Source organism: Tsukamurella spumae (genome assembly GCF_012396015.1).
Classification (GTDB): Bacteria; Actinomycetota; Actinomycetes; order Mycobacteriales; family Mycobacteriaceae; genus Tsukamurella; species Tsukamurella spumae.
This window is the reverse complement of the sequence record NZ_JAAXOQ010000015.1, coordinates 58,315-84,952: the sequence shown is the minus strand read 5'-3', so window position 1 is coordinate 84,952 and position 26,638 is coordinate 58,315. Positions and strand designations below refer to the sequence as shown.

At 70.5% G+C, this 26,638-nt stretch carries 27 protein-coding genes and 1 riboswitch; of the genes, 20 read left to right on the top strand and 7 right to left on the bottom strand.

Annotated elements, in window-relative coordinates; genetic code table 11:
• Nucleotides 1–75 precede the first annotated feature (75 nt).
• Genes qcrB through ctaE form a run of 4 tightly spaced genes read right to left on the bottom strand, consistent with a single transcriptional unit; the run spans nt 76 to nt 4,458 of the window.
• Complete coding sequence (qcrB, locus tag HF999_RS12645; protein ID WP_168546212.1) at nt 76–1,701, bottom strand: cytochrome bc1 complex cytochrome b subunit; 1,626 nt, start codon at nt 1,699–1,701, stop codon at nt 76–78.
• Nucleotides 1,701–2,882, bottom strand: a complete 1,182-nt coding sequence (qcrA, locus tag HF999_RS12640; RefSeq protein WP_246207724.1) for a cytochrome bc1 complex Rieske iron-sulfur subunit — start codon at nt 2,880–2,882, stop codon at nt 1,701–1,703. Before qcrA ends, qcrB begins: the two co-directional genes overlap by 1 nt.
• Nucleotides 2,879–3,805, bottom strand: coding sequence for a cytochrome bc1 complex diheme cytochrome c subunit (qcrC, locus tag HF999_RS12635; RefSeq protein WP_168546211.1), 927 nt, complete (start codon nt 3,803–3,805; stop codon nt 2,879–2,881). Before qcrC ends, qcrA begins: the two co-directional genes overlap by 4 nt.
• 38 nt (nt 3,806–3,843) lie before the next feature.
• Entirely contained in the window at nt 3,844–4,458 is a 615-nt protein-coding gene (gene ctaE / locus HF999_RS12630) for an aa3-type cytochrome oxidase subunit III (protein ID WP_168546210.1), read from the bottom strand.
• 149 nt (nt 4,459–4,607) lie between these two features.
• On the opposite strand from ctaE, the gene HF999_RS12625 reads away from it, so the two are divergent.
• The 4 genes from HF999_RS12625 to HF999_RS12610 all read left to right on the top strand — a co-directional run bounded on the left by HF999_RS12625 (nt 4,608) and on the right by HF999_RS12610 (nt 7,535).
• Complete coding sequence (locus tag HF999_RS12625) at nt 4,608–5,063, top strand: hypothetical protein (protein ID WP_246207721.1); 456 nt, start codon at nt 4,608–4,610, stop codon at nt 5,061–5,063.
• A 22-nt stretch (nt 5,064–5,085) separates the two neighbouring features.
• Nucleotides 5,086–6,132 (top strand): anthranilate phosphoribosyltransferase, encoded by a 1,047-nt coding sequence (gene trpD, locus HF999_RS12620; protein WP_168546209.1) that lies wholly within the window; start codon nt 5,086–5,088, stop codon nt 6,130–6,132.
• Nucleotides 6,129–6,620 carry an aminoacyl-tRNA deacylase gene (locus tag HF999_RS12615; protein ID WP_312854130.1) on the top strand — a complete coding sequence of 164 codons (492 nt, stop codon included), beginning with the start codon at nt 6,129–6,131 and terminating at the stop codon, nt 6,618–6,620. The genes trpD and HF999_RS12615 overlap by 4 nt, the downstream gene beginning before the upstream one ends.
• 63 nt (nt 6,621–6,683) lie before the next feature.
• Complete coding sequence (locus tag HF999_RS12610) at nt 6,684–7,535, top strand: HpcH/HpaI aldolase/citrate lyase family protein (RefSeq protein WP_168546208.1); 852 nt, start codon at nt 6,684–6,686, stop codon at nt 7,533–7,535.
• A 6-nt stretch (nt 7,536–7,541) separates the two neighbouring features.
• On the opposite strand, the gene HF999_RS12605 is transcribed toward HF999_RS12610, so the two are convergent.
• Together HF999_RS12605 and HF999_RS12600 are read right to left on the bottom strand one after the other, a co-directional pair.
• Complete coding sequence (locus HF999_RS12605; protein WP_168546207.1) at nt 7,542–7,817, bottom strand: Lrp/AsnC family transcriptional regulator; 276 nt, start codon at nt 7,815–7,817, stop codon at nt 7,542–7,544.
• Between the two features lie 25 nt (nt 7,818–7,842).
• Nucleotides 7,843–9,672: a DEDD exonuclease domain-containing protein gene (locus tag HF999_RS12600; protein ID WP_168546206.1), complete on the bottom strand. Its 1,830-nt coding sequence runs from the start codon at nt 9,670–9,672 to the stop codon at nt 7,843–7,845.
• A gap of 120 nt (nt 9,673–9,792) precedes the next feature.
• On the opposite strand from HF999_RS12600, the gene HF999_RS12595 reads away from it, so the two are divergent.
• The 5 genes from HF999_RS12595 (at nt 9,793) to HF999_RS12575 (ending at nt 13,810) form a co-directional block, all read left to right on the top strand.
• On the top strand, nt 9,793–10,026 hold the full coding sequence (locus tag HF999_RS12595) for a hypothetical protein (RefSeq protein WP_168546205.1): 234 nt from the start codon (nt 9,793–9,795) through the stop codon (nt 10,024–10,026).
• 120 nt (nt 10,027–10,146) lie between these two features.
• Nucleotides 10,147–10,298, top strand: a riboswitch (cyclic di-AMP (ydaO/yuaA leader).
• Nucleotides 10,299–10,312: 14 nt separating this feature from the next.
• Entirely contained in the window at nt 10,313–10,978 is a 666-nt protein-coding gene (locus HF999_RS12590; protein WP_168546204.1) for a C40 family peptidase, read from the top strand.
• Between the two features lie 88 nt (nt 10,979–11,066).
• Nucleotides 11,067–12,110 carry an NlpC/P60 family protein gene (locus HF999_RS12585; RefSeq protein ID WP_312854129.1) on the top strand — a complete coding sequence of 348 codons (1,044 nt, stop codon included), beginning with the start codon at nt 11,067–11,069 and terminating at the stop codon, nt 12,108–12,110.
• 15 nt (nt 12,111–12,125) lie between these two features.
• A complete protein-coding gene (locus tag HF999_RS12580) occupies nt 12,126–13,256 on the top strand; it encodes a glycosyltransferase family 4 protein (protein WP_168546203.1) in 1,131 nt (376 codons plus the stop codon).
• Between the two features lie 53 nt (nt 13,257–13,309).
• Nucleotides 13,310–13,810, top strand: a complete 501-nt coding sequence (locus HF999_RS12575; RefSeq protein ID WP_168546202.1) for a hypothetical protein — start codon at nt 13,310–13,312, stop codon at nt 13,808–13,810.
• Between the two features lie 43 nt (nt 13,811–13,853).
• Here the strand turns inward: HF999_RS12575 and HF999_RS12570 are convergent, their stop codons facing one another.
• Nucleotides 13,854–15,662 (bottom strand): AMP-dependent synthetase/ligase, encoded by a 1,809-nt coding sequence (locus HF999_RS12570; protein WP_168546201.1) that lies wholly within the window; start codon nt 15,660–15,662, stop codon nt 13,854–13,856.
• A gap of 166 nt (nt 15,663–15,828) precedes the next feature.
• Between HF999_RS12570 and HF999_RS12565 the strand changes: the two genes are divergently transcribed.
• From HF999_RS12565 to HF999_RS12515, 11 genes are all read left to right on the top strand, one after another.
• Nucleotides 15,829–16,221, top strand: a complete 393-nt coding sequence (locus HF999_RS12565; protein ID WP_312854128.1) for a hypothetical protein — start codon at nt 15,829–15,831, stop codon at nt 16,219–16,221.
• Nucleotides 16,214–16,678, top strand: coding sequence for an SRPBCC family protein (locus HF999_RS12560; protein ID WP_168546199.1), 465 nt, complete (start codon nt 16,214–16,216; stop codon nt 16,676–16,678). The genes HF999_RS12565 and HF999_RS12560 overlap by 8 nt, the downstream gene beginning before the upstream one ends.
• Nucleotides 16,678–17,910, top strand: a complete 1,233-nt coding sequence (locus HF999_RS12555) for an ArsA family ATPase (RefSeq protein WP_168546198.1) — start codon at nt 16,678–16,680, stop codon at nt 17,908–17,910. The genes HF999_RS12560 and HF999_RS12555 overlap by 1 nt, the downstream gene beginning before the upstream one ends.
• Nucleotides 17,903–18,361, top strand: coding sequence for a hypothetical protein (locus tag HF999_RS12550; RefSeq protein WP_168546197.1), 459 nt, complete (start codon nt 17,903–17,905; stop codon nt 18,359–18,361). The genes HF999_RS12555 and HF999_RS12550 overlap by 8 nt, the downstream gene beginning before the upstream one ends.
• Nucleotides 18,358–19,335, top strand: coding sequence for an ROK family protein (locus HF999_RS12545; protein WP_168546196.1), 978 nt, complete (start codon nt 18,358–18,360; stop codon nt 19,333–19,335). Before HF999_RS12550 ends, HF999_RS12545 begins: the two co-directional genes overlap by 4 nt.
• Before the next feature lie 38 nt (nt 19,336–19,373).
• Nucleotides 19,374–21,173, top strand: coding sequence for an ABC transporter substrate-binding protein/permease (locus HF999_RS12540; protein ID WP_376766491.1), 1,800 nt, complete (start codon nt 19,374–19,376; stop codon nt 21,171–21,173).
• A 44-nt stretch (nt 21,174–21,217) separates the two neighbouring features.
• Nucleotides 21,218–21,964, top strand: a complete 747-nt coding sequence (locus tag HF999_RS12535) for an amino acid ABC transporter ATP-binding protein (RefSeq protein ID WP_168546195.1) — start codon at nt 21,218–21,220, stop codon at nt 21,962–21,964.
• A gap of 71 nt (nt 21,965–22,035) precedes the next feature.
• Nucleotides 22,036–22,746, top strand: a complete 711-nt coding sequence (locus tag HF999_RS12530; protein WP_168546240.1) for a lysophospholipid acyltransferase family protein — start codon at nt 22,036–22,038, stop codon at nt 22,744–22,746.
• Nucleotides 22,747–22,757: 11 nt separating this feature from the next.
• On the top strand, nt 22,758–23,231 hold the full coding sequence (locus HF999_RS12525) for a polyadenylate-specific 3'-exoribonuclease AS (protein WP_168546194.1): 474 nt from the start codon (nt 22,758–22,760) through the stop codon (nt 23,229–23,231).
• A gap of 30 nt (nt 23,232–23,261) precedes the next feature.
• On the top strand, nt 23,262–24,659 hold the full coding sequence (locus tag HF999_RS12520; RefSeq protein WP_168546239.1) for a class II 3-deoxy-7-phosphoheptulonate synthase: 1,398 nt from the start codon (nt 23,262–23,264) through the stop codon (nt 24,657–24,659).
• 97 nt (nt 24,660–24,756) lie between these two features.
• Nucleotides 24,757–26,631 (top strand): acetate--CoA ligase, encoded by a 1,875-nt coding sequence (locus tag HF999_RS12515; RefSeq protein WP_168546193.1) that lies wholly within the window; start codon nt 24,757–24,759, stop codon nt 26,629–26,631.
• Nucleotides 26,632–26,638 lie beyond the last annotated feature (7 nt).

The following is a 26,638-nucleotide window of genomic DNA, read 5'->3' as shown; positions in this document are numbered from 1 at the left end:
GTCGAACCCGGGTGGAGAGACGACTGCGGCCCCTCCCCGGAGTGGGGGAGGGGCCGCAGTGGTCGATGCGAGGACCTACTCGACGTCGAGCTTGCCGCCGTTGTCCTGGACCTTCTTGAGGGCCTCGAGCGCCTTGACCTCGTTGGCGTGATCGCGCTCGGCGTTCTCGCGCTGCTCGTCGGCCGGATCGGCCCGCAGGAACGAGCCCGTACCCGGCTTGCCGGCCGCACCGAGCTGGTTGGCCTTCGTCGGGACGACCGCGCCCTCGTAGGGGAGCGGGACGGCGTGACCGTGGTCGTCGACCGGTCCGAGCGGCTGGTGGAGCTCGATGAACTCGCCGTTCGGGCGGCGGACGATGACGCCGGTCTCGATGCCGTGCTCGAGCACCGCGCGGTCGGCGCGCTGCAGACCGATGCAGAAGCGGTAGGTCACCCAGTACGCGATCGGAGGCAGGACCACCAGGCCGATACGGCCGATCCACGTCATCGCGTTGAGCGAGAGGTGGAACTTCAGCGCGATGATGTCGTTGATGCACGACAGGGTCAGCACGATGTAGAAGGCGATCGCCATCGCGCCGATCGCGGTGCGGACCGGAACGTCGCGCGGACGCTGCAGGATGTTGTGGTGCGCGTCGTCGCCCGTGAGCTTCTTCTCGATCCACGGGTAGCTGAACATCAGGCCGACGATCACGCCGATGATGATCGCGACGAAGGCCGCGCCCGGGACGGTGTGGCCCCAGAAGTACAGCTCCCACGCGGGCCACAGACGGGCCAGGCCGTCGGTCCACATCATGTAGATGTCGGGCTGGACGCCCGCGGACACCTTCGCCGGGTCGTACGGGCCGATGTTCCAGACCGGGTTGACCGTGAAGATGCCGGCCATCAGCGTGATGATGCCGAAGGTGGCGGCGAAGTACGCGCCGGTCTTGACGGCGAAGACGGGGAGGATGCGCACACCCACCACGTTCTCCTCGGTGCGTCCGGGACCCGCGAACTGCGTGTGCTTCTGGTACCAGACGAGAGCCAGGTGGCCCGCGATGAGCGCCAGGATGATGCCCGGGAAGAGCAGGATGTGCAGCACGTACAGGCGCGGGATCAGCAGCTCGCCGGGGAAGTCCCCGCCGAACAGCGCCCAGTGGACCCAGGTGCCGACGACCGGGAGGCCGACGACGATGCCCGACATCGCGGCGCGGACGCCGGTGCCCGAGAGCAGGTCGTCCGGGATCGAGTAGCCGAAGAAGCCCTCGAACATCGCGAGCAGCAGCAGCGCGCAGCCGATGACCCAGTTGGCCTCACGCGGGCGGCGGAACGCACCGGTGAAGAAGATGCGGACCATGTGGATGATGATCGACGCCGCGAACATCAGGGCCGCCCAGTGATGGATCTGGCGGACGAACAGGCCGCCGCGCACCTCGAACGAGATGTCCAGGGTGGTGGCGTAGGCGCGCGACATCGCGACGCCGTGCAGCGGGTCGTACGCGCCCTCGTAGTGGACCTCGGCCATCGACGGGTCGAAGAACAGCGTGAGGTAGACGCCCGACAGCAGCAGGATCACGAAGCTGTACAGCGCGATCTCACCCAGCATGAAGGACCAGTGCGTGGGGAAGACCTTGTTGATCTGGCGGCGGATACCGGGAGCGAGATGGTAACGCTGGTCCATCTCGTTCGCCTGGTGCCCGACGCGCTCGCCGAGTGTGGTCATCAGTGCGTCGCCTCCCAGAAGGCCGGTCCGACCTGTTCGATGAAGTCGCCGTTGGCGACCATGTAGCCCTGCTCGTTCACCGAGATCGGCAGCTGCGCCAGCGCACGGGCGGCGGGTCCGAAGACCGGCTTGCCGTACTCGAGCGCGTTGAACTGCGACTGGTGGCAGGGGCAGAGGATGCGGTTGGTCTGCTGCTCGTACAGCGACGTGGGGCAGCCGAAGTGGCTGCAGACCTTGGTGTAGGCCCAGTAGTCGCCGTAGTTGAAGTCCTCCTGGCCCTGCCGCTTGATGGCGCGGACGCCGTCCTCGGGGCGCAGGCGGATCAGCATGACCGGGTTACGGATGCCCTTGAGGCCGTGGAGCAGCTTCAGGCGCGACTCCTCGGTCTCGCCGAAGCCGTCCGACGCGCGCCACGGGAACACCGTCATCATGCCGCCGGCGTCGAGATCCTCCGCCTTGACGAGCTTGACCTTGTACGGATCGCCCACGTCGTTGCGCAGGAACACCGGCTCGTGGTTCTGCTCGCTCGAGAAGTCGTTCTCCAGCGAGTTCCAGTACGGGGACCAGCCCGTGTGCCAGAGCGGCGAGGCCTCGCGCTTGGCCCAGGGGTTCTTGACCAGGCCGCCGATGAAACCGACGGCGGCACCGAGGCCGAGCACGCCCACGCCGAACCCGGCCGAGGCCAGAATCATCTTGCGGCGGGGGAGGGTCGAGGTCTCCAGCGCATCCTTGAACAGGGCCGCGGTGGTGGCGCGGTCGACCTTGGACGAGCCGCCCGCGTCGTGCCGCTGCTGGACCGCGATCTCCTCGGGGATGAACTTCTTCGTGAACTGCACGGTGCCCGCGAAGACGCAGAGCAGCGAGAGCCCGAAGGTGATGCCGAGCATCGGCGTGTACAGCGTGTACCACCAGTAGTGGGCGTCGTCGATGCCCTGGTACTTCCACGGCCAGAACAGGAAGACACCGAGCAACGCTGCGGCGAACAGGCCCGCGAGCACGAACCAGAGTGCGACGGTGCGCTCGGCGCGCTTCTCAGCGCGGGTGCCCGGGACGGGCCAGCGGGGCTCGCGGTAGACCAGCTCGACACCGTCGAGGTTGGTACCGAGCTTGATCAGCTCGTCGTGGGACAGGTTGTCCAATTCGTCGTCCGACGGGACGTTGTTCAACGGCTTGGCGGTCAATTCCTGCTCCCAACCCACATCGCGGCGCCGACGACGGCGATCATCCCGGTGAACCACATCACCATGCCCTCGGCCGCGGGACCGAACCCGCCGATGGCCGAGCCGCCGGGAGACTGCGTCTCACCCGCGTTCTTGATGAAGCCGATGATGTTCTTCTTCTCTTCAGGCGACAGCGCACGGTCCGAGAACTTGGGCATGTTCTGCGGGCCGGTCAGCATCGCGGCGTAGATCTCCTGCTCGTTCGCGGGATCCAGCGGAGGCGCGAACTTGCCGCCGGACAGGGCGCCGCCCCGGCCGGTGAAGTTGTGGCACGAGGCGCAGTTCAAGCGGAACAGCTCCGCGCCCGCGCCGAGGTTCTTGCCGCGCAGCGACTCCTGGGCGATGACGCGGTTGTTGTTCTCGTCGCGCTTGATCGAGCCGTCGGCGTTGTACTCCCACACGATCGACGGTCCGCCGCCGATGGACTGGATGTACGCGCCCATGGCGTCGATCTGCTTGGCGTCGAACTTCGCGGGCTTGCGCACGATCTGCGCCGAGTTGACCGTCGCGGGCATGCGGCCCGAGTGGACCTGGAAGTAGACCGCCGCGTCACCGACACCGACCAGGCTGGGACCGCGGTCCTTGACGCCCTCGAGGCTCGCGCCGTGGCAGCTGATGCACGAGGTCTCGTACAGCTGCCGGCCGTTCTCGATCTGCGCCGCGTCGAAGTCGTCCGCGAGCGCGACCTGCGGCGTGGGGCTGGCGATCGTGGCGACACCGCCGGCCGCGAGCAGGCCGCCGACCAGCAGGGCGGCGCTCGTCACCTTGCGGCGGAGCTTGCGCTGCTTGCGCACCTTCTGGGCCGAGAGGCGGTCGAGCCCGGCGCCCGTAGCGCCGCTAGGCTCGCCTCCCTCGCCGGCGGGCTCAAAGTTGGCTGAACTCATCTGCTATCCCTCTGTGATGGCGACTGAGAAATACGTCTTTAGCGAATGATGTAAATGACGGCGAAGAGGCCGATCCACACCACGTCGACGAAGTGCCAGTAGTAACTGACGACGATCGCCGAGGTCGCCTGGGCGGGCGTGAACTTCGAGGCACGGGTGCGGGCCAGGATGAAGATGAACGCCACGAGGCCGCCCATCACGTGCAGGCCGTGGAAGCCGGTGGCCATGTAGAACACCGAGCCGTACACCGACGAGCTGAGCGTGAGGCCCTCGCCGATCAGCGTGGAGTACTCGTGCAGCTGCCCCGCGACGAAGGCGGCGCCCATGATCAGCGAGACCACGTACCAGATGCGGAACTTGAAGACATCGCCCCGCTCCGCGGCGAAGACGCCGAGCTGGCAGGTGACCGACGAGGCGATCAGCACGATGGTCGGCGGCAGGGCCGCGGCCAGGCTGATGTTCACGTCGTGCGGGGGCCATCCGTTCTCCCCAGCACCGGCCCGCGCCACGAAGTACATGGCGAAGAGTCCGGCGAAGAACATGAGCTCGCTCGACAGCCAGACGATGGTCCCGACGCTGACCATGTTGGGCCGGTTGAGTGAGTGCACGCGCTGGGTGATGGCTGTAGCTGAGGTCGGTGCGGCGCTAGTCACCTCGCAAGTATGACCGGTCGTAGTATCGAATGCCTACCCGGGTCGCAGATTGGGCGCGTCGAATATTGCGGGCAGGCCGTCGACCCTCCGCACTCGTCCACGAAACCCCATGTCAGCGACCATTTCGCCACCGGAAGATAAGGCATCCCTTGCCCTACGACCTCAACGGCAGACCCGAACCGGGCACCCGTCTGGGCCGCCTGCTGGGCCGCCTCTCGCAGCGCACCGTCGAAGAGTTAACGCCCGGGCACCCCGATCTGGTTCCCGTGGCGCAGTCCGACGACGACACGGCCGCCTCCTCGTCGGTCCTCGACGCCGCGCCCGGATTCGATCCCGAGGCGCAGAGCGTGCTCCGGCACGTCCTCGAGCTGCCGCCGGGATCGGTCGAGGAGGTGCTGCGGCTCGTCGGGCAGGACAGGTACGAGCGGATGCCCGACGGTGCGCCGGCCCCGCTCGGCGACGACGGGCTCGAGACCGTCGTCGTCGCACGCGTGCAGAAGGTCGACGCGCTGCACGTCTCGCAGGAGCGCTCCCGGATGGCCGGAGTGACGGCCCGGCACGGTGGGCGCGCCCTGCTGTGGCAGGTGCTCCAGATACCCGGTTGATCCGCCCCACTACGCTGTGGCCATGGATTGGCCTCAGGTTCTCAACGAGCTCACCTCCCGGCGCGATCTGACCGCGGAGCAGGCCCGGTGGGCGATGTCGGAGATCATGAGCGACGGGGCCACCCCGTCGCAGATCTCGGCGTTCGGCGTGGCCATGAAGATGAAGGGCCCGTCGCCGGTCGAGGTGCGGGCGCTGGCCGACGTGATGCTGTCGCTGACCACCCCGGTCCCGTTCGACGGGCGCGCCGTCGACATCGTGGGGACCGGTGGTGACCGGTCGCATTCGGTCAACATCTCGACGATGAGCTCGATCGTCGTGGCCGCGGCCGGCGTGCCGGTGCTCAAGCACGGCAACCGGGCGGCGTCGTCGAAGTCGGGCGGCGCGGACTGCCTGGAGGCGCTCGGCGTGGCGATCGGGCTGGACGCCGACGGCGTGGCCCGTACCACCGCCGAACTGGGCATCGGGTTCTGCCTTGCGTCGGTCTTCCACTCGGGGCTGCGGTTCGCGGGAGCCACCCGTAAGGAGATCGGCATCCCGACGGTCTTCAACGTGCTGGGTCCGCTGACCAACCCGGGCCGGCCTTCGGCGGGCCTCATCGGCTGCGCCTTCGCCGACCTCGCGCCGGTCGTGGCGCAGGCCTTCGCCGATCGTGGTGGCCACGACCACGTGATCGTCGTCCGCGGCGACGACGGGCTCGACGAGCTGACCACCACGTCGACCTCCACGGTCTGGCGGGTGCAGGAGGACGGGGTGGGCGTGGAGTCCGTCGACCCGCGTGAGCTCGGCCTGCCGCGGGTGACGATGGAGGACCTGCGCGGCGGCGATGCGACCGTCAACGCCGCCATCGCCCGCGCCTTCCTCGCCGGCGAGACCGGTCCCGTCCGGGACGCGGTGCTGCTCAACTCGGCCGGAGCCGTCGCCGCGTACGAGGGGCTGACCGCGGGGGAGCCGGTGCAGGACGCGCTCGCCGCGCACCTGCCGCGCGTCGCCGAGGCGGTGGACTCGGGCGCCGCGGCCCGACTGCTCGACCGCTGGGTCGCGCTGTCGCAGGAGATCGCGGGCGCGTGAGCGGGTCCGGGCTGGAACGGATGCGTGCCGATGCCGCCTCCCGGGGCCTGACGGTGACCGTCCGCGAGCGTCGGGCGGCGCGCAGCCTGGAAGAGGCTGCGGCACTGATGGATCTGCCGCCGGCGCAGATGGTGAAGTCGCTCGTGGTGCGCCGGGGCGACGGCGACTACCTGTTCGCGCTGGTGCCCGGCGACCGGTCGATCGCCTGGCCGAAACTGCGCGCCCTCGTCGGGGTGAACCGGCTCGCCATGCCGCCGGCCGACGAGGCCCTGGAGGCGACGGGCTACGAGCGCGGCACCATCACCCCGATCGGGGCGCGCGGGGGCTGGCCCGTGTACGTCGACGAACGCATCGTCGGGGCGACGGTGGCCCTCGGCGCCGGGGAGCACGGGTACGGCGCGGTCGTCGACGCGGACGCGCTCATCGCGGCCTACGGCGCGACGGTCGGCGACATCGCCGACGAGGCGCAGCCCGCCCGCACGAAATGAACTTAATCGTCAAACGATTCCGTTCCGTGGAATTCGGTGTTCCACGCCCCTAATCTTGTCGGCGTGAACGAGCACACCGTCTCCCCGCAGATCGCCAGGTCCTGGCTCCTGGTCCCGGCCTCCCACCCCGATTCCTTCGCCGTTGCGCAGGCCAGCGAGGCCGACGCCGTGATCATCGACCTCGAGGACGCCGTCGCGGCGAAGGACAAGGAGCAGGCGCGGGCGGACACCGTCGAATGGTTGTCGACGGGCCACCGTGCCTGGGTCCGGATCAACGACGCGGCGAGCGAGTACTGGAGCGCCGATTGCGCCGCCCTCAAGCAGTGCGCCGGACTCGAGGGCGTGATGCTGGCGAAGTCCGAGGGGTCGAGCCATCTCGACGACACCGCGGATCGTCTGCCCGACGGTACGCCGATCCTCGCGCTCGTCGAGACGGCCCGCGGGATGCAGAACGTCGCGCGGATCGCCTCCGCGCCGTCGACCTTCCGAATCGCCTTCGGCACGGGCGACTTCAAGCGCGACACCGCCGTCGGCGAGGATCCGATCGCCCTCGCCTACGCGCGCTCGCAACTGGTCATCGCGTCGCGAGCGGCGCGGCTGCCGGCGCCGATCGACGGGCCGACCCTCAACATCGCGCACCTGCCCACCGGCACCGCGCTGGCGAAGGAGATGGGCATGTCCGGCAAGTTGTGCCTCACGCCCGAACACGCCGGCGTCATCAATGCCGGCCTCAGCCCGAGCGAGTCGGAGGTGGCGTGGGCGCACGGCTTCATCGACGCCTTCGAGAAGTCCGGCGGCAAGATCACCGACGGCTCCGATCTACCCCGGCTGGCCCGCGCCCAGAAGATCGTGCAGCAGGCCGTCGATTTCGGCATCGAGGCGGAGGCCGCCGAGGTCAGCCACAGCGGCTACTGAGCGCGTTCAGTTCCCGATGTCGAAACCGGCGTCGACGTCGGCGGAGGCGTACTCGCGGAAGGCGATGTGCGTGGACGTGCTCGCCACGCCGTCGATGCGGTTGATCTTCTCGGTGACGACCTCCGCGATCTCGTCGTGCTGGCGCACGCGCACCTTCGCGATGAGGTCGATGTCGCCGGCGCACGAGTACACCTCGGAGACGCCCTCGATGTTCGCGACGGCCTGCGCGGTCTCGGGGATGCGGTGCACGTCGGCGTTGATGAGGACGATCGCGGTGATCACGTACGCGGCCTTTCGGTTGCTCTACTCACGCGGCATGCGTGGCCTCCTCACTGTATTGCCTGGCGGGCCCGCGCGGATGCGCCGCGGCCGAGCGGGCGTCGCGCCCCGCCTCTCCCGCCCGCTCCGCCCACCCGAGCCACCGCCCGGCACCGTGGATCGGCTCACCCCATGTTCCCTGCACGTCGACGATGCGGGTGCCCGGCCGCAGCGCCCAGCGCCGCAGCAGCGACGCCTCCTCGGGACTGGCGCCGTGCAGCGTGTCCGCCGGGAAGAGCGTGTCGGGCACGTCCGGTACGGCGAGGGCGTCCCCGCTCGCCTCGTACACCGACTCCGCGCCCGCCCGTAGCCGCTCGAGGACCGGCATCGGCGGCACGCCGCGCGGCGCAGTCCCGGCCGCGGCGAGCCGGCCGTGCCGGACGATGGACAGTTCCCAACCGCCGGCCCCGTCGGGATGCGCGATCGACAGCTCGGGCACGTCCGCGAAGGCCACCAGCGCGTGTGATCGGTTCACCACGTCGACCAGGTGCGCGGTGCGGTCGCGCAGCCGCGCCGCGGACTCGAAGAACTCCCGCTCCGCGAGCGTGGCGAGCCGCGCCTGGAGCGCGTCGAAGACCTCGGACGACCGGCCCGCGAGCGCGGCCGCGGCCCGATCCGCGCGGGGACGGTACAGCGCGGCCGGCTCCGGCGTGGCGACGGCCGCCCGGCACCCACCCAGGGGTGGCGCACCGTCGGGCCCCAGGGCGCACGTGTGGGCCGCGCCGGTCCGGAGCCTGGTCGTGCAGGTGCGCAGTCCGCAGGTATCGGCGAGGAGGTCCGCGAGATCCGCCGCGTCCGACCGCGAGCGGACCGGTCCGAGGCTCGGCGCGCCGGCCGGGGCGGACCGTTTGACCGCGAGCCGGGGGAAGGGCTCGGCGGTCAGGCAGATCCACCAGCCGCGCTTCGGATACTTCGAGCGACGGTTGTACGGGGGAGTGTGGGCCGCGATGAGGCGCAGCTCGCGCGCCGCGGCCTCGAGCGCGTGCGCGCACTCGACGTGGTCCACCCGCTCGGCCAGGCCCACCATCTCCTTGATGCGCCCACGCGTCTCGCCCGCGGTGAAGTAGCTGCGCACGCGGCGGCGCAGGTCCTGCGACGTGCCCACGTACAGGACCTCGTTCCCCGGCCCGCGGAACAGGTAGACGCCCGGGCGCTCGGGCAACGGGTCCGCGAGGTGCCGCTTCGCGCGCTGCTGCGGCGTGACGGAGGGCAGGTGCCCCCGCAGCTCCCCGAGTGTTCGGATGCCCTGGTTGCCGACGCGTCCGATGAGCCCGTGCAACACCTCGACGGTGGCCCGCGCGTCGTCGAGCGCGCGGTGGTTGGGCGTGGTCTCGGTACGGAACAGGCGGGCCAGCTCGCTCAGCTTGACCGACGGTGCCTCGTCCCGCGTGAGCACCCGGCGCGCCAGCTGGACCGTGCACAGCGTCTGCGCCTTCGGCCACGGGGTGCCGGTGGCGGCCGCCGCGGCCTTGAGGAAACCCATGTCGAATCGGGCGTTGTGCGCGACCAGGACCGCGCCGTGCGCGAATTCGAGGAAGGCGGGCAGCACGGACTCGATCCGCGGCGCGCCGGTGACCATCGCCGTGGTGATGCCCGTGAGGTGGGTGATGTGCGGCGAGATCCCGCACCCGGGATCGACCAGCGTGCCGAACTCGCCCAGCACCTCGCCGCCGCGCACCTTGACGGCACCGATCTCGGTGATCGCGTCACCGCCTTTCGGCGAGCCGCCCGTGGTCTCCAGATCGACCACGACGAAGGTCACGTCCCGGAGCGCGGGGTCCGTGGCGCCCGACTCGAGGTCGTCCAGACTGAGCTGCATGCCGAGACCGTAGAACACCCCACCGACAAGTCCGCCCGTCCCGAACGGGCGCGCGAAACTTGTCGGCCGTCCGGCATAGCGTTCGGCGTATCGAGACCTTCGAAGGAGAGGATCCGCCTCATGGCTCTGCATGTCGACTGCTCCACCTGCCCCGGCGAACCCCGCGCCTGTGGTGACTGTTCGGTGGGCTTCCTCCTGGGCCCCGTGGTCGCGGCGGCGCCGCCCGTGGAAGCGCCGCCGGCGCCGGTGATCGTCGCGGAACCCGGCCTGAACGACGCGATTGCCGCGTTCGCGAGTCAAGGAATGTTGCCGCGGCTCCGCGTCGTGTCTGACCAGTACGAACAGGCCGGATAGGCGGCTTCCGAGGCCGATCGGACGGGGCGCTTCGGCGCGTCCGGCTAGACAGCGGCGTTTCCGTTTCGTAATCTTTCTGAGACCTTGCGGAGGAGCCCGGGGCGAAAACCGCTCCGTCTCCCGAGGTCACCGCCTAAGAGGCCGCGAGGCCTCGCCGGGGACCCACACGCGTTATCCGGGGTGAATCGCCGGAGGTTTTCGAGCCTCCGGGGTAGGGCATCTTCCTCGCCCGAACCCGTCAGCTAACTCGGTCGGCGGTCGGGAAGAAACTTAGGAGAAACCCTTCGTGGCGAAACACCGACTTCAGCCGCAGCCCAGCAAGGGCGTCACCGCCGCGCGCGGTGCCCTCGCCGCCGGCGCAGTGACCATCGGTACGCTCGCGGCCCCCGCGGTCGCCTTCGCCGCGCCGGCCCCCGCGGCTCCCGCGCCGCTGGCGCCGGAGGCCAAGCCGGCCCCCGTTGTGAAGCCTGCGGCCAAGGTCAAGCCCGCTGCGGCCGCCACCGCTCAGGTGGCCACCACGCGCAACACCACGGCTCGTCCGAACGTCGTCACCGGCATCGCGATCGCCCCGAAGCCGGGCGAGACCACCGTCGCCGGCGTGCAGCCGGGCGGCGCGAAGGCCAAGGTCGTGCAGGCGGCCCTGTCGCGCACCGGCCTGCCCTACTCGTACGGTTCCGCCGGCCCGACCTCGTTCGACTGCTCGGGCCTCGTCTACTGGTCCATGAAGCAGGCCGGGATCACGGTCCCGCGCGACAGCTACGGCCAGCTCGGCGGCGGTCGCGCGGTCGCGATCTCGGACCTCCAGCCCGGCGACATCGTGATCTACAACGGCGGCAGCCATGCCGCCCTCTACATCGGCAACGGCAAGGTCGTGCACTCGGTGAACTACGGCATCCCCGTCAAGGTGAGCCCGCTCAACGAGATGTCCGTGTACTCCGCTCGACGTTACTGACGTAACCTTGCTGTGATTGCCGTCGCAATCACAGCTCGTCGCGGGGCAGGAGCCGCGCGACGTCAGTTCTGGAAGGACCCGCTCGGCCGTGTCATCGACCTCTCAGCCCCGTTCTCTGCTGGCGCGTGGCATCGCCGCGTCCGCTGCCCTCTGCATGGTCGCGGGCCTGTCCGTGGTCGGCAGCGCGACTGCGGATCCGGACACTGCCGACGCGGCCCTCAAGCAGTACAAGGACCTGTCCGAGCAGGCGTCGGCGACGAACGAGGCGGCGAAGGCGGCGCAGGACGACGCCGCGAAGGCCACCGCCGCGAAGCGGGCCGCGGATGCCACCCTGGTCGCCGCGAAGCGCGAGGTCACCGCGGTGCAGGCGCGCCAGGCCGCGCTGCAGCCGCAGATCGACGCCGTGGTCGTCGCGAACTACAAGGGCTCGCGGACCAACCGCACCTATGCGCTGCTGGTGAGCGACTCGCCGCAGCAGATGCTCGATCAGATGTCCACGCTGGACTTCATCAACCGCGACGTGGTCGCCACCGTCGCGGCGTTCAAGAAGTCGAAGACGGAGGCGGATTCCGCCGCGAAGCGGGCCGATGACGCCGCGAAGGCCGCCGATACCACCAAGGTCGAGGCCGAGAAGAAGGCCGCGGAGCTGCGGGAGAAGAAGTCCCGCCTGGCCCAGGAGATCGCGCGGATCAAGGCGATCTACGACCGGTTGACCGGCGCGCAGCGCGGCTCGCTCATCGGCAAGCCGACGCCCTTCGACCCCAGCAAGGTGCCGCCGGGCAGCACCGCCGAGCTCAATGCCGTGCGCGCCGCGGTCACCCGCGTGGGCATGCCCTACGCCTGGGGCGGCACCGGCCCCGGCCAGTTCGACTGCTCGGGCCTGATGGTCTGGGCGTACCAGCAGTCCGGCAAGTCGTTGCCGCGCACGTCGCAGGCGCAGCTCAGCGGCGGGCAGCCGGTCTCCCGAGACGCCCTGCAGCCGGGTGACATCATCGTCTACTACGCCGGCGCGACGCACGTCGGGATGTACGTGGGTGACGGGAAGGTGGTGCACGCCTCCACCTACGGCGTCCCGGTCCAGGTCGTTCCGATCGACGCGGCGGGCCCCTACAAGGCGGCCGTGCGCTACTAGCTAGGCTCAGTGACCATGCCGCGCACGCTGCTGGTCACCAACGACTTCCCTCCCCGCCCCGGCGGGATCCAGACCTATCTCCAGGCGTTCGTCCGGCAGCTTCCGGCAGACGAGCTGGTGGTGTACGCATCGCGCTGGCGCGGCAGCGAGGAGTACGACGCCGCGCAGCCCTTCGAGGTGGTGCGCCACCCCACCTCGCTCCTGCTGCCCACCCCCGATGCGTTCGCTCGCGCCCGGGATCTGGTGCGCGGTAAGGACATCGAGACGGTCTGGTTCGGTGCCGCGGCGCCGCTCGCGCTGCTCGGCGCTCCGCTCAAGGATGCGGGTGCCCTGCGCACCGTCGCCTCCACCCACGGCCACGAGGTCGGCTGGTCGATGCTCCCGCCGTCGCGTGCCTGCCTGCGTCGCATCGGCGACACCACGGACGTCACGACCTATGTCAGCAAGTACACTCGCGGCAGGTTCGCCGCCGCGTTCGGCCCGCGGGCCGCGCTCGAGCATCTCCCGCCGGGCGTCGACACGGACGTCTTCCGGCCCGACGGTGCTGCCCGCGCGGAGCTCCGGCGGCGGTACGGCCTGGGCGACGACGAGCCGGTGGTCCTGTGTCTCTCGCGACTCGTGCCGCGCAAGGGCCAGGACATGCTCATCCGCGCGCTGCCGCGGATCCGTTCGCAGGTCCCCGGCGCGCGGTTGGTAATCGTCGGCGGCGGTCCCTACGCGGAGTCGCTGCACACGCTGGTCCGCAGCGTCGGCGTCGAGGAGCACGTGATCTTCACCGGGGGAGTCCCCGCCGACGAGCTGGCGGCACACCACAATCTCGGCGATGTCTTCGCCATGCCCTGTCGCACGCGCGGCGCGGGCCTCGACGTGGAGGGGCTCGGCATCGTCTTCCTCGAGGCGTCGGCGACCGGTAAGCCGGTCGTGGCGGGGGACTCGGGCGGCGCTCCGGAGACGGTGTGGGAGGGCGAGTCGGGGCACGTCGTCCCCGGTCGTGACGTCGACGCCATCGCGGACGCCGTCGCCGGCCTGCTCGCCGACCCCGACCGCGCCGCCGCCATGGGCGCCCGTGGCCGCGAGCTGGTGGGCACGCACTTCGACTGGCGCCGCCTCGGCCACCGCCTGCAGACCCTGCTCAACCCGTTCTGACCCGCCGCGGCCTCCGGTCGCGCGCGGTATTCACTGCGGCGTATGTTCAGTGTGTGAAGTGGGCATCGGCAGGTCTGGTCGCGGCCTTCACTGCGGTCGCGGTGGCCGGATGCTCCGGGCCGGAGTTCGGCGTCGACGGTGTCGAGCGGAACGAAGCGTCCTGCACGGTTCCGAAGCCGTCGTGGACCGTGCTCGCTTCCTACGGCAACCTCGGATACGGGACGAGCACCGTCGAATGGTCCGGTGGAGTTCGCGTCCAAGACCTACGGGATGCGTTCCGACGGGTCGGCGCTGCCGCCGGTGTCGAGTCCCCGACCGGCGACCAGTGGGAGCAGGTTCGCAGCGCCGTGGATGCCCGTGTGTTGGAGACCTTTCCCGCGCGCACGTCCGAGGTCACCGTCCGGACCGCCGCGGGCGAGCGGAAGGTGGTGTACGAGCTGCGATGCCGATACCGGGTCGCGGTGCACCGCGGGGATCAGCGGTTTCGCCTCGATGTCGAGGGCGGATCGGGTCTCTGGGAGGTCAGGTCGACGCCCATGGATCAGCGCGAGTGAGACGCCGCACCGGAATCCGGTGCGGCGGCTCCGTGTTCACGAACTACGTGGCGTAGATCTCCGCGATGTCGTCGGCGTACTTCTGCGACACGACATTGCGCTTGACCTTCATGGTCGGCGTCATTTCGCCGGTCTCCTCGGAGAAGTCCTCGGGGAGGATCCGGACCTTCTTGATGGCCTCGGCCTTGGACACGGTCTCGTTGGCGACGGCGACGGCCCGGTTGATCTCGGCCACGAGATCGGGATCGTTGCGCAGATCGGCGACGGTGGCCGACTCGGGCTTGCCGTGGGCGGACTTCCACTGCGGGAAGGCCTCCGGGTCGATCGTGACGAGCGCGGCGATGAAGGGCTGTGCGTCGCCGACGACCATGGCCTGGGAGATGAGGGCGTTGCCACGCAGTGCGTCCTCGAGGCCGGCGGGGGAGACGTTCTTGCCGCCCGCGGTGACGATGAGCTCCTTCTTGCGGCCGGTGATCGACAGGAAGCCGTCGTCATCGATCGAACCGAGATCGCCGGTGTGGAACCAGCCGTCCTCGATCGCGGTCCGCGTGGCCTCCTCGTTGCGCCAGTACCCGCGGAACACCACGGAGCCCTTGAGCAGGATCTCGCCGTCCTCGGCGATCTTCGCGGCCTGCCCGGCCAGCGGCCGCCCGACGGTGCCGACCTTCTGCGCGCCCGCCACGTTGACGGTGATGGCCGCCGTGGTCTCGGTGAGGCCGTAACCCTCCATGACGGTGACGCCGACGCCGCGGAAGAAGTGGCCGAGCCGCGCACCCAGCGGCGCGCCGCCCGAGATCGCGACCTTGCAGTTCCCGCCGAGCGCGGCCTTGAGCTTGCCGTAGACGAGCTTGTCGAACAGGGCGTGCTTGGCCTTGAGGAGCAGGCCGGCGCCCCCGTTGTCCAGCGACTGGCTGTACTCGATCGCGGTCTGCACGGCCGCGTCGAAGATCTTGCCCTTGCCGCCGTCGACGGCGCTCTGCTGCGCCGACGCGAACACCTTCTCGAAGACGCGCGGCACCGAGAGGATCAGGGTCGGCTGGAAGACGGAGAACTGCGGCACCAGGTTGCGGGTGTCGTTGAAGTGGCCGACCACGGCGCCGCCCTTGAAGCAGGCGATGTTCACGGCGCGGGCGAGCACGTGCGCCAGCGGTAGGAACATCACGTTCGAGCCGCCGCGGATGGCGTCGCCGAACGGGGAGGCCAGGATCGCGTCGGCCTCGCTCATCAGGTTCGAGTGCATGAGCTCGCAGCCCTTGGGGCGGCCCGTGGTGCCCGAGGTGTAGATCAGGGTGGCGAGGTCGTCCGCCGTGACGCCGGCGCGGCTCGCGTGGACCTGCTCGTCGGTGACGCCCGCGTCGGCGCCCTCCGTGGTGAGCGCCTCGACGGCGCCCGTCTCCTCGTCCTCGGGGTCGATGCGCAGCACCCGCTGCACCTTGTACAGGTCCTTCAGCTCGGCCACCTCGGCGGCCTGCTTCGAGCCCTCGATGATCATGAGCACGGCATCGGAATCCTGCAGGATCCAGTCGATCTGGCCGGCGGAGCTGGTCTCGTAGACCGGCACCGTCACGGCGCCGATGGCCCAGATCGCGAAGTCGATGAGCGGCCACTCGTACCGGGTGGAGGAGACGAGGGCCACCCGGTCACCCGGCTGCACGCCCTGCGCGATGAGGCCCTTCGCGACGCCGAGGATCTGCTGCTCGTACTGCTTCGAGGTGACCGGCTCCCAGTTGCCCTCGACCAGCCGCTTGATCCGGACGCTCTCCGGATCGGTGCGGGCCACGTCGAACACCACGTCGACCGTGGAGGCCGACGGGTCGATGGTGTAGTTGGCGGGGACGCTTATCTCGCGCACGTATCCTCCGGGTCGTGATCAGTGGTGGTGTGGTGAACCTTACACCGCCGTAAAGGGCACGTTCGGAGCATGACAAGACGCCCGCACCGTCGACCCCGGGGGGCCGTGAGGCCCCGAACCGACCCGGCACCGTCCGCCCCGACCCCGGATGTGTGAAGCTTAGGTGGTGAGCACCATCCAAGTGGCCGACGTCGCCTTCGTCGCCGCCCACCCGAGTGCCGTGGCCGCCGCACTGGCGGGCGCGCAGCGGTGGCGCGGTTGGTTCCCCGACCTGCGCCTGTCCGTCACCGAGGACCGGGGCGATCTCGGGATCCGCTGGAAGGTCGAGGGGCCGGTCGCCGGGACCTCGGAGTTCTGGATCGAGCCGCACCTGGACGGCAGCCTGCTCCACTACTTCCTGCACGCCGAGCCCGTCCGGCCGATGACGCCCGAGCAGATCGTCGCGGACGTGCGCGAGCGTCGGGTCCGCGGGCACGACGTGATGTTCGACGTGAAGTTCACCGCCGAGAACGGCAGGGTCCTGGGTGGCCCGGCGATCGGGGAGGTGGACCGTGTCTGACGGGGACCGCACCCGCGAATCCATCGTCATCGCGGCGTCGCCCGAGCGGATCATGGCCGCCATCTCGGGCTTCGACCGTTATCCGGAATGGGTCTCCGCGGCCCGCGAGGTCACCGTCCTCGAGACCACCGAGGACGGGCTGCCCGAGCGGGTGCGGTTCGTGCTCGAGGAGGGCTTCCTCCGCGACACCTACGAGCTCGAGTACCGCTGGGCCCCGGGCGGCCGGTCCGTCGAGTGGGACCTCGCGGCGAGCACGCTGCAGAGCGCACAGCACGGCCGGTACGACCTCACGCCCACGGGCGACGGTGCCGGCACCACCGTCACGTACACGCTGGAGGTCACCCTTCAGATCCCCATGCTCGGGATGCTCCGCCGCAAGGCGGAGAAGGCGATCACCGACACCGCCCTCAAGGAGCTCAAGCGCCACGTCGAGGGCGAGTCGGCGGCGCAATCCTGATGTCGGACGGGGCGTCCGGGACTGCCGGGACGCGGGTACTGCTCCTCGCGGGCGCCGGGGGATCGGGCCGGACCACGGCGGCGACGGCGCTCGCGGCGCGCGCCGCGGACCGCGGCCGCACCCTGCTGGTCACCGTCGGTCGGGTCGTCGACCCGCTGCTCGCCGACGGCGGCGCGCCCTTCGACCACGTCCACCTCAACCCGGTCGAGCTGCTCGCGCAGTGGTGGGAGAGCTTGTCCGCCACGGTCCGGGCCGGACGGGGCCTCGTCGACTCCGCCGACGCCGGCGCGGGCTTCGACCCGTTCGCGCTGGAGCCCCCCGAGCTCACCGGTCTCGCCGACGCCGAGCACCTGCTCGTGCTCCGGGCCGTCCGCGGGCACGCGGACTCGGGCGAGTACGGCACCGTCGTCGTCGACGGCCCGGCCTTCGACGGCCTCGTTTCCCTCCTCACCGCGCCCGCCTCCCTCGCGGCGTACCTGGAGCGCGTGTGGCCCCGGCACATCCGGCTGTCGGGTCCCACCGCCGGGCCGGCGGCGGGCGCGCTCGCGGCGTTGCTGCTCGCCGAGCCCCTCGCGGGCCTCGCGGAGCACTTGGCCGCGTTCGTCGCGGACCGGTCCGCCCTGGAGCTGGTCTACGTCCTCACCGGCGACGCCGGCCGGCCGGAGCGGGCCCGGCAGGAGCTCGCGGCGCTGGAGGTGCTGGGCCTGCGGCCCGTCGCCCTCGTGCTGGGCCGGCTGATTGATCTCGACGACCGGTTCGCGCTCGACCTGCCGCACCCCGGCGTGCGGCTGGTGCGCGCCCGCGTCGCCGCGCAGGACGATGCGCGCGAGGCCCTCGCGGAGATCTCGACGGTGCTCGATCGCCCCGTCGTCGAGGTGGCCGAGGCGACGGACCCCGTGACGACCCCCGCCCAGGCGGCCGCGCTGACCTGGGACACCACGCCGATCCTCGACGCCGTGCCCGCCGCGGTGCCCGCCCCCGAGGTGCGCCGGCTGGGCGGCGAGGGCCTGGACGTGCGGTACGAGTGGGGGATCGCGCTACCGCTCGTCGACCCCGCGACCATCGGCCTCGGCCGGGTCGAGGAGGATGTCGTGATCGAAGCGCACGGTGTGCGGAGGCGGATCCGGCTACCGTCGGTGCTGCGCCGTTGTGTCGTGGCCGGTGCCGCCTACACGGAAGGGGAGCTGCGCGTGACCTTCGCCCCGGACCCGGAGGTCTGGCCCCATGACTGATCCCTCCGACGAATTCCTCACCTCGGCGGCGCGCCTGTTCGAGACGGCCCGCCCGTGGCTCGCGGCGGCGCTCGCCGAGCACTCCGCGCACCCCGAGGGTGAGCCCGGGACGTGCCGGTTGTGCGCGCTCGGTGGCGCGGTGGCCCGGCACATCGAGCCCTTCGCCGCCGAGGCGTCGAAGTCCTTGGGGCACTTCGCCGACGAGGTCCTGGCCGATCTCCTCGCCTTGGCGGAGGAACTGCTCGGGAGCGCGCGGATCACCGCCGCCGCCGTGGCCGCGGACTACCTCTCGACGGTGGCCCGCGACGCCCCGACGGCCGACGGGCCCGGGCAGGACGACGCCGTGCAGGAGGCCCCGGCGGCACCGTCGTCGCAGACCACCGCCTACGAACGCATCGACATCACGCTCTCCGAGCCCGTCGCCGCGCCGGACGATGAGGACCCCGCATGACACTGACGATCGGCATCGATATCGGCGGCACGTCCGTGCGTGCCGGGGTCGTCACGGACGACGGCACCGTCGTCGACACGGCCCGTGCGGAGACGCCCCGCAGCGCCCGCGCGCTCGAGCGCTGCCTGGACCGGGTGGTGCAGGAGCTGTGCGTCGATCACGACGTGGCGGCCGTCGGCCTCGCCGTCGCGGGCTTCCTGGACCCGTCTCGGCAGATCGTGTCCTTCGCCCCGCACCTGCCGTGGCGCGACGCCGCCGTGCCCGCGGAGATGTCGGCGCGGATCGGGCTGCCGGTCGTGATGGAGCACGACGCGAACTCCGCCGCCTGGGCCGAGTACGTCTACGGAGCGGCCAAGCGCAGCGAGGTCACGTGCGTCGTCGCGCTCGGCACCGGCATCGGTGCGGGCCTGCTGATCAAGGGCGAGCTGTACCGCGGGGCCTTCGGGGTCGCGCCGGAGCTCGGGCACCTGCAGGTCGTGCCCGACGGTAGGCCGTGCGACTGCGGCAAGTCCGGGTGCTGGGAGCGCTACTGCAGCGGCACCGCGCTGGTGGAGACGGCGATCGACATGATGGGCGGTTCCGGGTCGCGGGGTGTGCTGCTCGCGCGGGAACTGGGCGAGGATCCGGGCTCGCTCACCGGCCGCAAGGTCGCCGCGGCCGCCGAGGCGGGCGATCCCGTGGCGCAGGAGGCCGTCGCCGACCTCGCCCGGTGGCTCGGCGTCGGACTCGCGATGGTCAGCGATGTCTTCGATCCCGACCTCATCGTGCTGTCCGGGGGCGTGGGCGCCTCCTCGCGCCTGTTCCTCGACGATGCCCGCGACCACTACGCGGAGCTGCTCACGGGAGCCCGGTACCGCCGCAAGGCACGCATCCGGGCGACGGAGCTGGGCGAGCGCGCCGGCATGCTCGGTGCGGCCGCGCTCGCGCGGGAGGCGGTCACGCGCCGCGGGGATTGCGATCACGGGCGATCCTAAACCTCGTCTGCGGGTCGACGACCCCGTAGGGTTCACGCGTGACTGCACCCAGAAACGCCCGAAGCGCCCGGCTGCTGGCCGTGATTCCGCTGCTCGGCCTCCTCCTCGCGCTGCTCGCGCCGGCCGGCACGGCCTCCGCCGCGCCCGACGCCGGTAAGTGCGCCCCGCCCGGTGAGGCGTCCGCGTCCGCCGCTCCGCTCAACCTCGCGGCGGCGGGGAACCAGGACGTCGACAAGTACACGACGCCCTCGGTGGTGCCGCTGGAGTCGATCAACCGCGACGCGCTGGGGCTGATCAACCCGGGCACGATCACCGTCGGGACCCTGGGTGACGCGCCGCCGAGCATCTGCCTGAACCAGGCGACGGGGCAGTACACAGGCTTCGACAACGAGCTGCTCAAGGCGATCGCGCAGAAGCTGGGCCTGAAGATCGAGTTCTCGGGCACCGAGTTCTCGGGCCTGCTGTCCGCGGTCGCCACGAAGCGTTACGACGTCGGCTCGTCGTCGATCACGACGACCGACGCGCGCCGCCAGACGGTGGCCTTCACCAACGGCTACGACTTCGGCTACTTCTCGCTGGTGGTCAAGTCGGGCTCGCCGATCAAGGGTTTCAGCAATCTCACCGGCGGTAACCGCATCGGCGTCGTCCAGGGCACGGTCCAGGACGAGTACGTCAAGAACGTGCTGGGGCTGGAGCCGGTGAAGTTCCCCGACTACGCCACCGCGTACGCGAACCTGCGTTCGGGCCAGATCGACGCGTGGATCGCACCGTCGGCCCAGGCGGACGGCCAGGTCAAGCCCAGCGACGGCACGGCCATCGTCGAGAACACCTTCTCGGTCAACAACTTCGTGGGCTGGGCGGTCGCGAAGGGCAACCAGCCGCTGATCGACGCGCTGAACTCGGGCCTCGACGCGATCATCGCCGACGGCACCTACGCCAAGCTCTACACCGACTGGGCGCCGCGGGAGATGCCGAAGGGCTGGAAGCCGGGCTCGAAGGCGGCGCCCGCGCCGCAGCTGCCCGACTTCGCGGCGATCGCGAAGGCGCACGCGGCCGACAAGCCCGCGGCGTCGGGTCCCGTGGAGCAGAAGGGCACCTTCGCGCAGCTCGGCGAGACCTTCTTCAACTGGAGCCTGTACCGCGAGGCGTTCCCGTACCTGCTCAAGACCGGCCTGCCGAACACGTTGATCCTGGCGATCGTCTCCGGCCTGATCGGTACCGTGATCGGCCTGCTGCTGGCGGTGGCCGGCATCTCCCGTACGCGGTGGCTGCGTTGGCCCGCCCGGGTCTACACCGACGTCTTCCGCGGCCTGCCCGCGGTGGTCGTGATCCTGCTCTTCGGCCTCGGCATCGGGCCGATCGTCAAGGACGTGACCGGCAACAACCCGTACTGGCTCGGCGCGATCGCCCTCGGGCTGCTGGCCGCGGCGTACATCGGCGAGATCTTCCGCTCCGGCATCCAGTCGGTGGAAGCGGGCCAGATGGAGGCCTCCCGCGCCATCGGGTTCAGCTACCGCCAGTCGATGTCGTTGGTGATCATCCCGCAGGGCGTGCGGCGCGTGCTGCCGGCGTTGATGAACCAGTTCATCTCGCTCATCAAGGACAGCTCGCTGATCTACTTCCTCGGTCTGTTGGCCTCCCAGCGTGAGCTGTTCGCCGTGGGCCGTGACCTCAACGCCAACACCGGAAACCTCTCGCCGCTGGTGGCCGCGGGCCTGTTCTACCTGGTCCTGACGGTGCCGCTGACCCACCTGGTGAACTACATCGACACGCGGCTGCGGTCGGGCAAGCGGGAGCAGGCTCCCGCGGATCTCGACCTCGCCGCGGAGAAGGGCTGACCGCCGTGACCGAGAACACTGCGACTGACAATCAGACTCCCTCCGTGCCCGGTAAAACGCCGATTGTTCCCGTCTCGCTCGAGGGCAAGGGCCTGCACCTCGCCTTCGGCTCGAACCATGTGCTGCGGGGCGTGGACATCGACGTGCCCGCCGGCACCACGACGACGGTGATCGGCCCGTCCGGGTCCGGCAAGTCGACGCTGCTGCGCGTGCTGAACCGGCTGCACGAGCCCCAGTCGGGCGACATCCTGCTCGACGGTCGCTCGGTGCTGGGGGACGACCCGGACGAGCTGCGCCGCCGCATCGGCATGGTGTTCCAGCAGTTCAACCTGTTCCCGCACAAGTCCGTTGCGGACAACGTGGCCCTCGGTCCGCGGAAGCTGCGCGGCCTGAGCGCGGAGGAGGCGCGCGAGCTCGCGCTCGCCGAGCTCGAGGTCGTGGGGCTGCGGGAGAAGGCCGATGCGCGGCCGTCGAGCCTGTCGGGCGGCCAGCAGCAGCGCGTCGCCATCGCGCGGGCGCTGGCGATGCGGCCGCAGGTGATGTTCTTCGACGAGGCCACCTCGGCGCTGGATCCCGAGTTGGTCAAGGGCATCCTCGCGCTGATGACCGAGTGCTCGGCCGAGGGCATGACGATGGTGGTGGTGACCCACGAGATGGGCTACGCCCGCACCGTCTCCGACAATGTCGTCTTCATGGACGCCGGCAAGGTCGTGGAAGCCGGGAAGCCGGAGAAGCTGTTCGAGGACGCCGAGAGCGAGCGCCTGCGGAGCTTCCTCTCCCAGGTGCTCTGACCCCCGCAGAGCGAGGATCCTCGGTAGAGTGAGGCGCAGCACGTCAGGGCGTGGACGAGGAGCTGGGCGACATGTGGTGGATGGTCTTCAAGTGGATCCTGATCGGACCGGTGCTGCGGCTGCTGGGCCGGCCGCGGGTGATCGGCGTCGAGAACCTGCCCAAGGACGGCGCGGCGATCCTGGCGAGTAACCATCTGGCGGTGATGGATTCGTTCTTCCTGCCGCTCATGGTGCCGCGTCCCATCAAGTTCCTGGCGAAGAGCGAGTACTTCACGGGCAAGGGCCTCAAGGGCGCGTTCAACAAGTGGTTCTTCTCGTCCGTGGGCTGCATCCCGATCGTGCGCGGCAGCGCGAGCGCCGCGCAGGACGCGCTCAACGCCGGCGTCGGCGCGCTCGAGGACGGCCAGCTCCTCGGCCTGTACCCGGAGGGCACCCGCAGCCCCGACGGCCGCCTGTACAAGGGCAAGACGGGCATGGCCCGGATGGCGCTCGAGACCGGCGCGCCGATCATCCCCGTCGCGATGGTGGACACGGAGAAGTTCAACCCGCCCGGTTCCACCCTCCCGCGCCCCACGAAGGTGCAGATCCGCATCGGCGAGCCGCTCGACTTCTCCCGGTTCGAGGGCATGTCGGGCAACCGGTTCATCGAGCGCGCCATCACCGACGAGGTGATGTACGAGCTGATGAAGCTGTCCGGCCAGGCCTACGTGGACGTCTACGCCCAGGACGTCAAGGACGGCGTGGTCGTCCCGAGCGGGGAGCGCGAGGCCGGCGCCGCGTAACCTGTCTGCCCATGCGCTACTTCTACGACCTGGAATTCATTGAGGACGGAAAGGCCATAGATCTGGTCTCGATCGGCATCGTCGGCGAGGACGGGCGCGAGTTCTACGCCGTGTCGACGGAGTTCGATCCCGAGCGTGCCGGGCCGTGGGTCCGCGCGAACGTGCTGCCCAAACTGCCGCCGCCCGCGAGCAAGTCGTGGCAGTCGCGGGCCGCGATCCGCGACGGCGTGCTGGAGTTCCTCACCGCGGGCCCGGGCGACATCGAGCTGTGGGCGTGGGTCGCGGCGTACGACCACGTCGCGCTGTGCCAGCTCTGGGGACCGATGACGGCCCTGCCGCGGTCCATGCCGCGGTTCACCCGTGAGCTCAAGCAGCTGTGGGACGAGCGGGGCCGGCCGTACCTGCCGGCGGCACCGTCGGACGCGCACGACGCGCTCGCCGACGCCCGGCACAACCTGGCCAAGTACCGGGCGATCGTCGGCTGACGATCCCCGCGTAATCTGATCGGCGTGGCAGTGAACTGGACCGTCGACGTCCCCATCGATACCCTCCCGAAGCTCCCGGCTCTCCCGGGCGACCTGCGTGGGCGCCTCGACGAGGCGCTGGCCAAGCCGGCGCTGCAGCAGCCGAGCTGGCCGCGGGAGCAGGCCGACGCGATGCGCACGGTGCTCGAGTCGGTGCCGCCGATCACCGTGCCGCCGGAGATCCAGTCGCTGCAGGACCAGCTGGCGGAGGTCGCGCTGGGGCGGGCCTTCCTGCTGCAGGGCGGCGACTGCGCCGAGACCTTCGTCGACAACACCGAGCCGCACATCGCCGCGAACATCCGCACCCTGCTGCAGATGGCCGTCGCGCTCACCTACGGCGCGTCGATGCCCGTGGTGAAGGTCGCCCGGATCGCCGGCCAGTACGCCAAGCCGCGCTCCTCGGACACCGACGCGCTGGGACTGACCAGCTACCGCGGCGACATGGTCAACGGCTTCCCGCCCGAGGAAGCGGTGCGTAAGCACGACCCGTCGCGCCTGATCCGCGCCTACGCCAACGCGAGTGCCGCGATGAACCTGGTGCGCGCCGTCACCGGGTCCGGCATGGCGGACCTGCACAAGGTGCACGAGTGGAACCGCGAGTTCGTCGCGAACTCGCCCGCCGGCGCCCGGTACGAGGCTCTCGCCGCGGAGATCGACGGCGGCCTGCGGTTCATGGCCGCCTGCGGCGTCGAGGACCGCAACCTCAAGACCGCCACCATCTACTCCAGCCACGAGGCGCTCGTGCTCGACTACGAGCGCGGCCTGCTCCGCCTGGCCGACAACCCGGAGGACCCCGAGGCTCAGCAGGTGCTCTACAACCTCTCGGCGCACTTCCTCTGGATCGGCGAGCGGACGCGCCAGCTCGACGGTGCCCACGTCGGCCTCATGGAGCTCATCCACAACCCGATCGGGGTGAAGATCGGCCCCACGACCACGCCCGAGCAGGCCGTGGAGTACGTCAAGAAGCTGGACCCGAAGAACAGGCCGGGCCGGCTCACGCTGATCTCGCGGATGGGCAACGGCAACGTGCGCACGGCCCTGCCCCCGATCGTGGAGGCCGTCGAGGCGACCGGTCACAAGGTGATCTGGCAGTGCGACCCGATGCACGGCAACACCCACGAGTCCTCGACGGGCTACAAGACCCGCCACTTCGACCGCATCGTCGACGAGGTGCAGGGCTTCTTCGAGGTGCACCGCGCGATCGGCTCGCACCCGGGCGGCGTGCACGTGGAGCTCACGGGCGAGAACGTCACCGAGTGCCTCGGCGGTGCACAGGACATCTCCGACGCCGACCTCGCCGGCCGCTACGAGACCGCGTGCGATCCGCGCCTGAACACCCAGCAGAGCCTGGAACTGGCCTTCCTGGTCGCGGAGATGCTGCGGGGCTGAGCCCCGCGCACGAGTCCGGATCGGGGGATCCGGCGTGCGGCACGAGGACGCGGGGGACACTGGGGGGACATCGTCTTTCGACCAGAGGAGTTGCCGCATGGGCGCCTACGCCGACGAGTACCAGCGCAGTACCGCCGATCCCGAGGGGTTCTGGGCCGAGCAGGCCGCGGCGATCGACTGGATCGTGCCGCCGTCGCGGATCCTCGACGACGCGGACGCGCCGCTCTACCGGTGGTTCCCGGACGGTGAGCTGAACACGTGCGTCAACGCGGTCGACCGGCACGTGGCCGCCGGCCGCGGTGATCAGCCGGCGGTGATCCACGATTCGGCGATCACGGGCGAGGTGCACACGCTCACCTACGCGCAGCTGCTCGAGCGGGTCTCGAAGTTCGCGGGGGTGCTCGTCGATCTCGGTGTGGCCCAGGGTGACCGGGTGGTGATCTACTTGCCGATGATCACCGAGGCGGTGGTCGCGATGCTGGCCTGCGCGCGGATCGGCGCGGTGCACTCGGTGGTGTTCGGCGGCTTCGCTGCGCCGGAGCTCGCGACCCGCCTCGACGACGCGCAGCCGAAGGTCATCGTCACCGCATCCTGCGGGCTCGAGGGCACCAAGGTGCTCCCGTACGTGCCGATCGTGCACGCCGCCATCGACGCCGCGGCGGCGAAGCCCGACGCCGTCCTGGTGTGGCAGCGCCCGCAGCTGACGGCGGAACTCGGCCCGCTCGACCATGATTGGGCGGCGGCGGAGGCGGCCGCGCGGCCCGCGGAGCCGGTCGCAGTGCGGGCCACGGACCCGCTGTACGTCCTGTACACCTCCGGCACCACCGGAAAGCCCAAGGGCGTCGTCCGCGACAACGGAGGGCACGCGGTGGCGCTCGCCTACTCGATGCGGGCGATCTACGACGCGCATCCGGACGAGGTGTGGTGGACGGCCTCCGACGTCGGCTGGGTCGTCGGCCACAGCTACATCGTCTACGCGCCGCTGCTCATCGGCGCGACCACCGTGGTCTACGAGGGCAAGCCGGTCGGTACGCCGGATGCCGGCGCGTTCTGGCGGGTCATCGAGCGGCACGGCGTGAGCAACCTGTTCACCGCACCGACCGCGCTGCGGGCCATCCGCAAGGAGGATCCGGAGGCGGAGTTCGTGGCCCGCAGCGACATCTCGAGCCTGCGCACCCTGTTCATGGCGGGCGAACGACTCGATCCGGACACCTATCAGTGGGCGTCCGCGAAGCTCGGTGTGCCGGTGATCGACCACTGGTGGCAGACCGAGACCGGATGGTCAATCGCCGCGAATCTCCGTGGTGTGGAACCGATGCCGGTCAAGCCGGGCAGCGCCACCGTCCCCGTACCGGGCTTCCGGGTGCGCATCGTCGACGATGCCGGACAGGACGTGCCGGCGGGAACGGAGGGCGCGGTGGTGATCGCGCTTCCCCTGCCGCCCGGCACACTGCCCACCCTGTGGGGCGCGGATCAGCGCTACATCGACTCGTACCTGTCCACCTTCCCGGGGAACTACCTCACCGGTGACGGCGGCTACCTGGACGAGGACGGCTACCTGTTCGTGATGGGCCGCACCGACGACGTGATCAACGTCGCCGGACACCGGCTCTCGACCGGCGCACTGGAAGCCGCGATCGCCGGGCATCCCGCGGTCGCGGAGTGCGCGGTGATCGGCGTGGCCGACCAGCTCAAGGGACAGCTGCCGCGGGCCCTGGTGGCGCTCAAGGCCGGTGGTGACTGGGACCACGACACGGTCCGCGCGGAGATCGTGCAGCGGGTCCGCGATCAGATCGGGGCGGTGGCCGCGCTGAAGGAGGTCGCGATCGTCGCCGCGCTGCCGAAGACCCGCTCCGGCAAGATCCTCCGGCGCAGCATGCGGGCCATCGCCGAGGGCCGCGACGAGGCGGTCCCGTCGACGATCGAGAACCCCGCCGTCCTCGACGACCTGCGGGGAGTGCTCCGCGCCTGACGGAAGC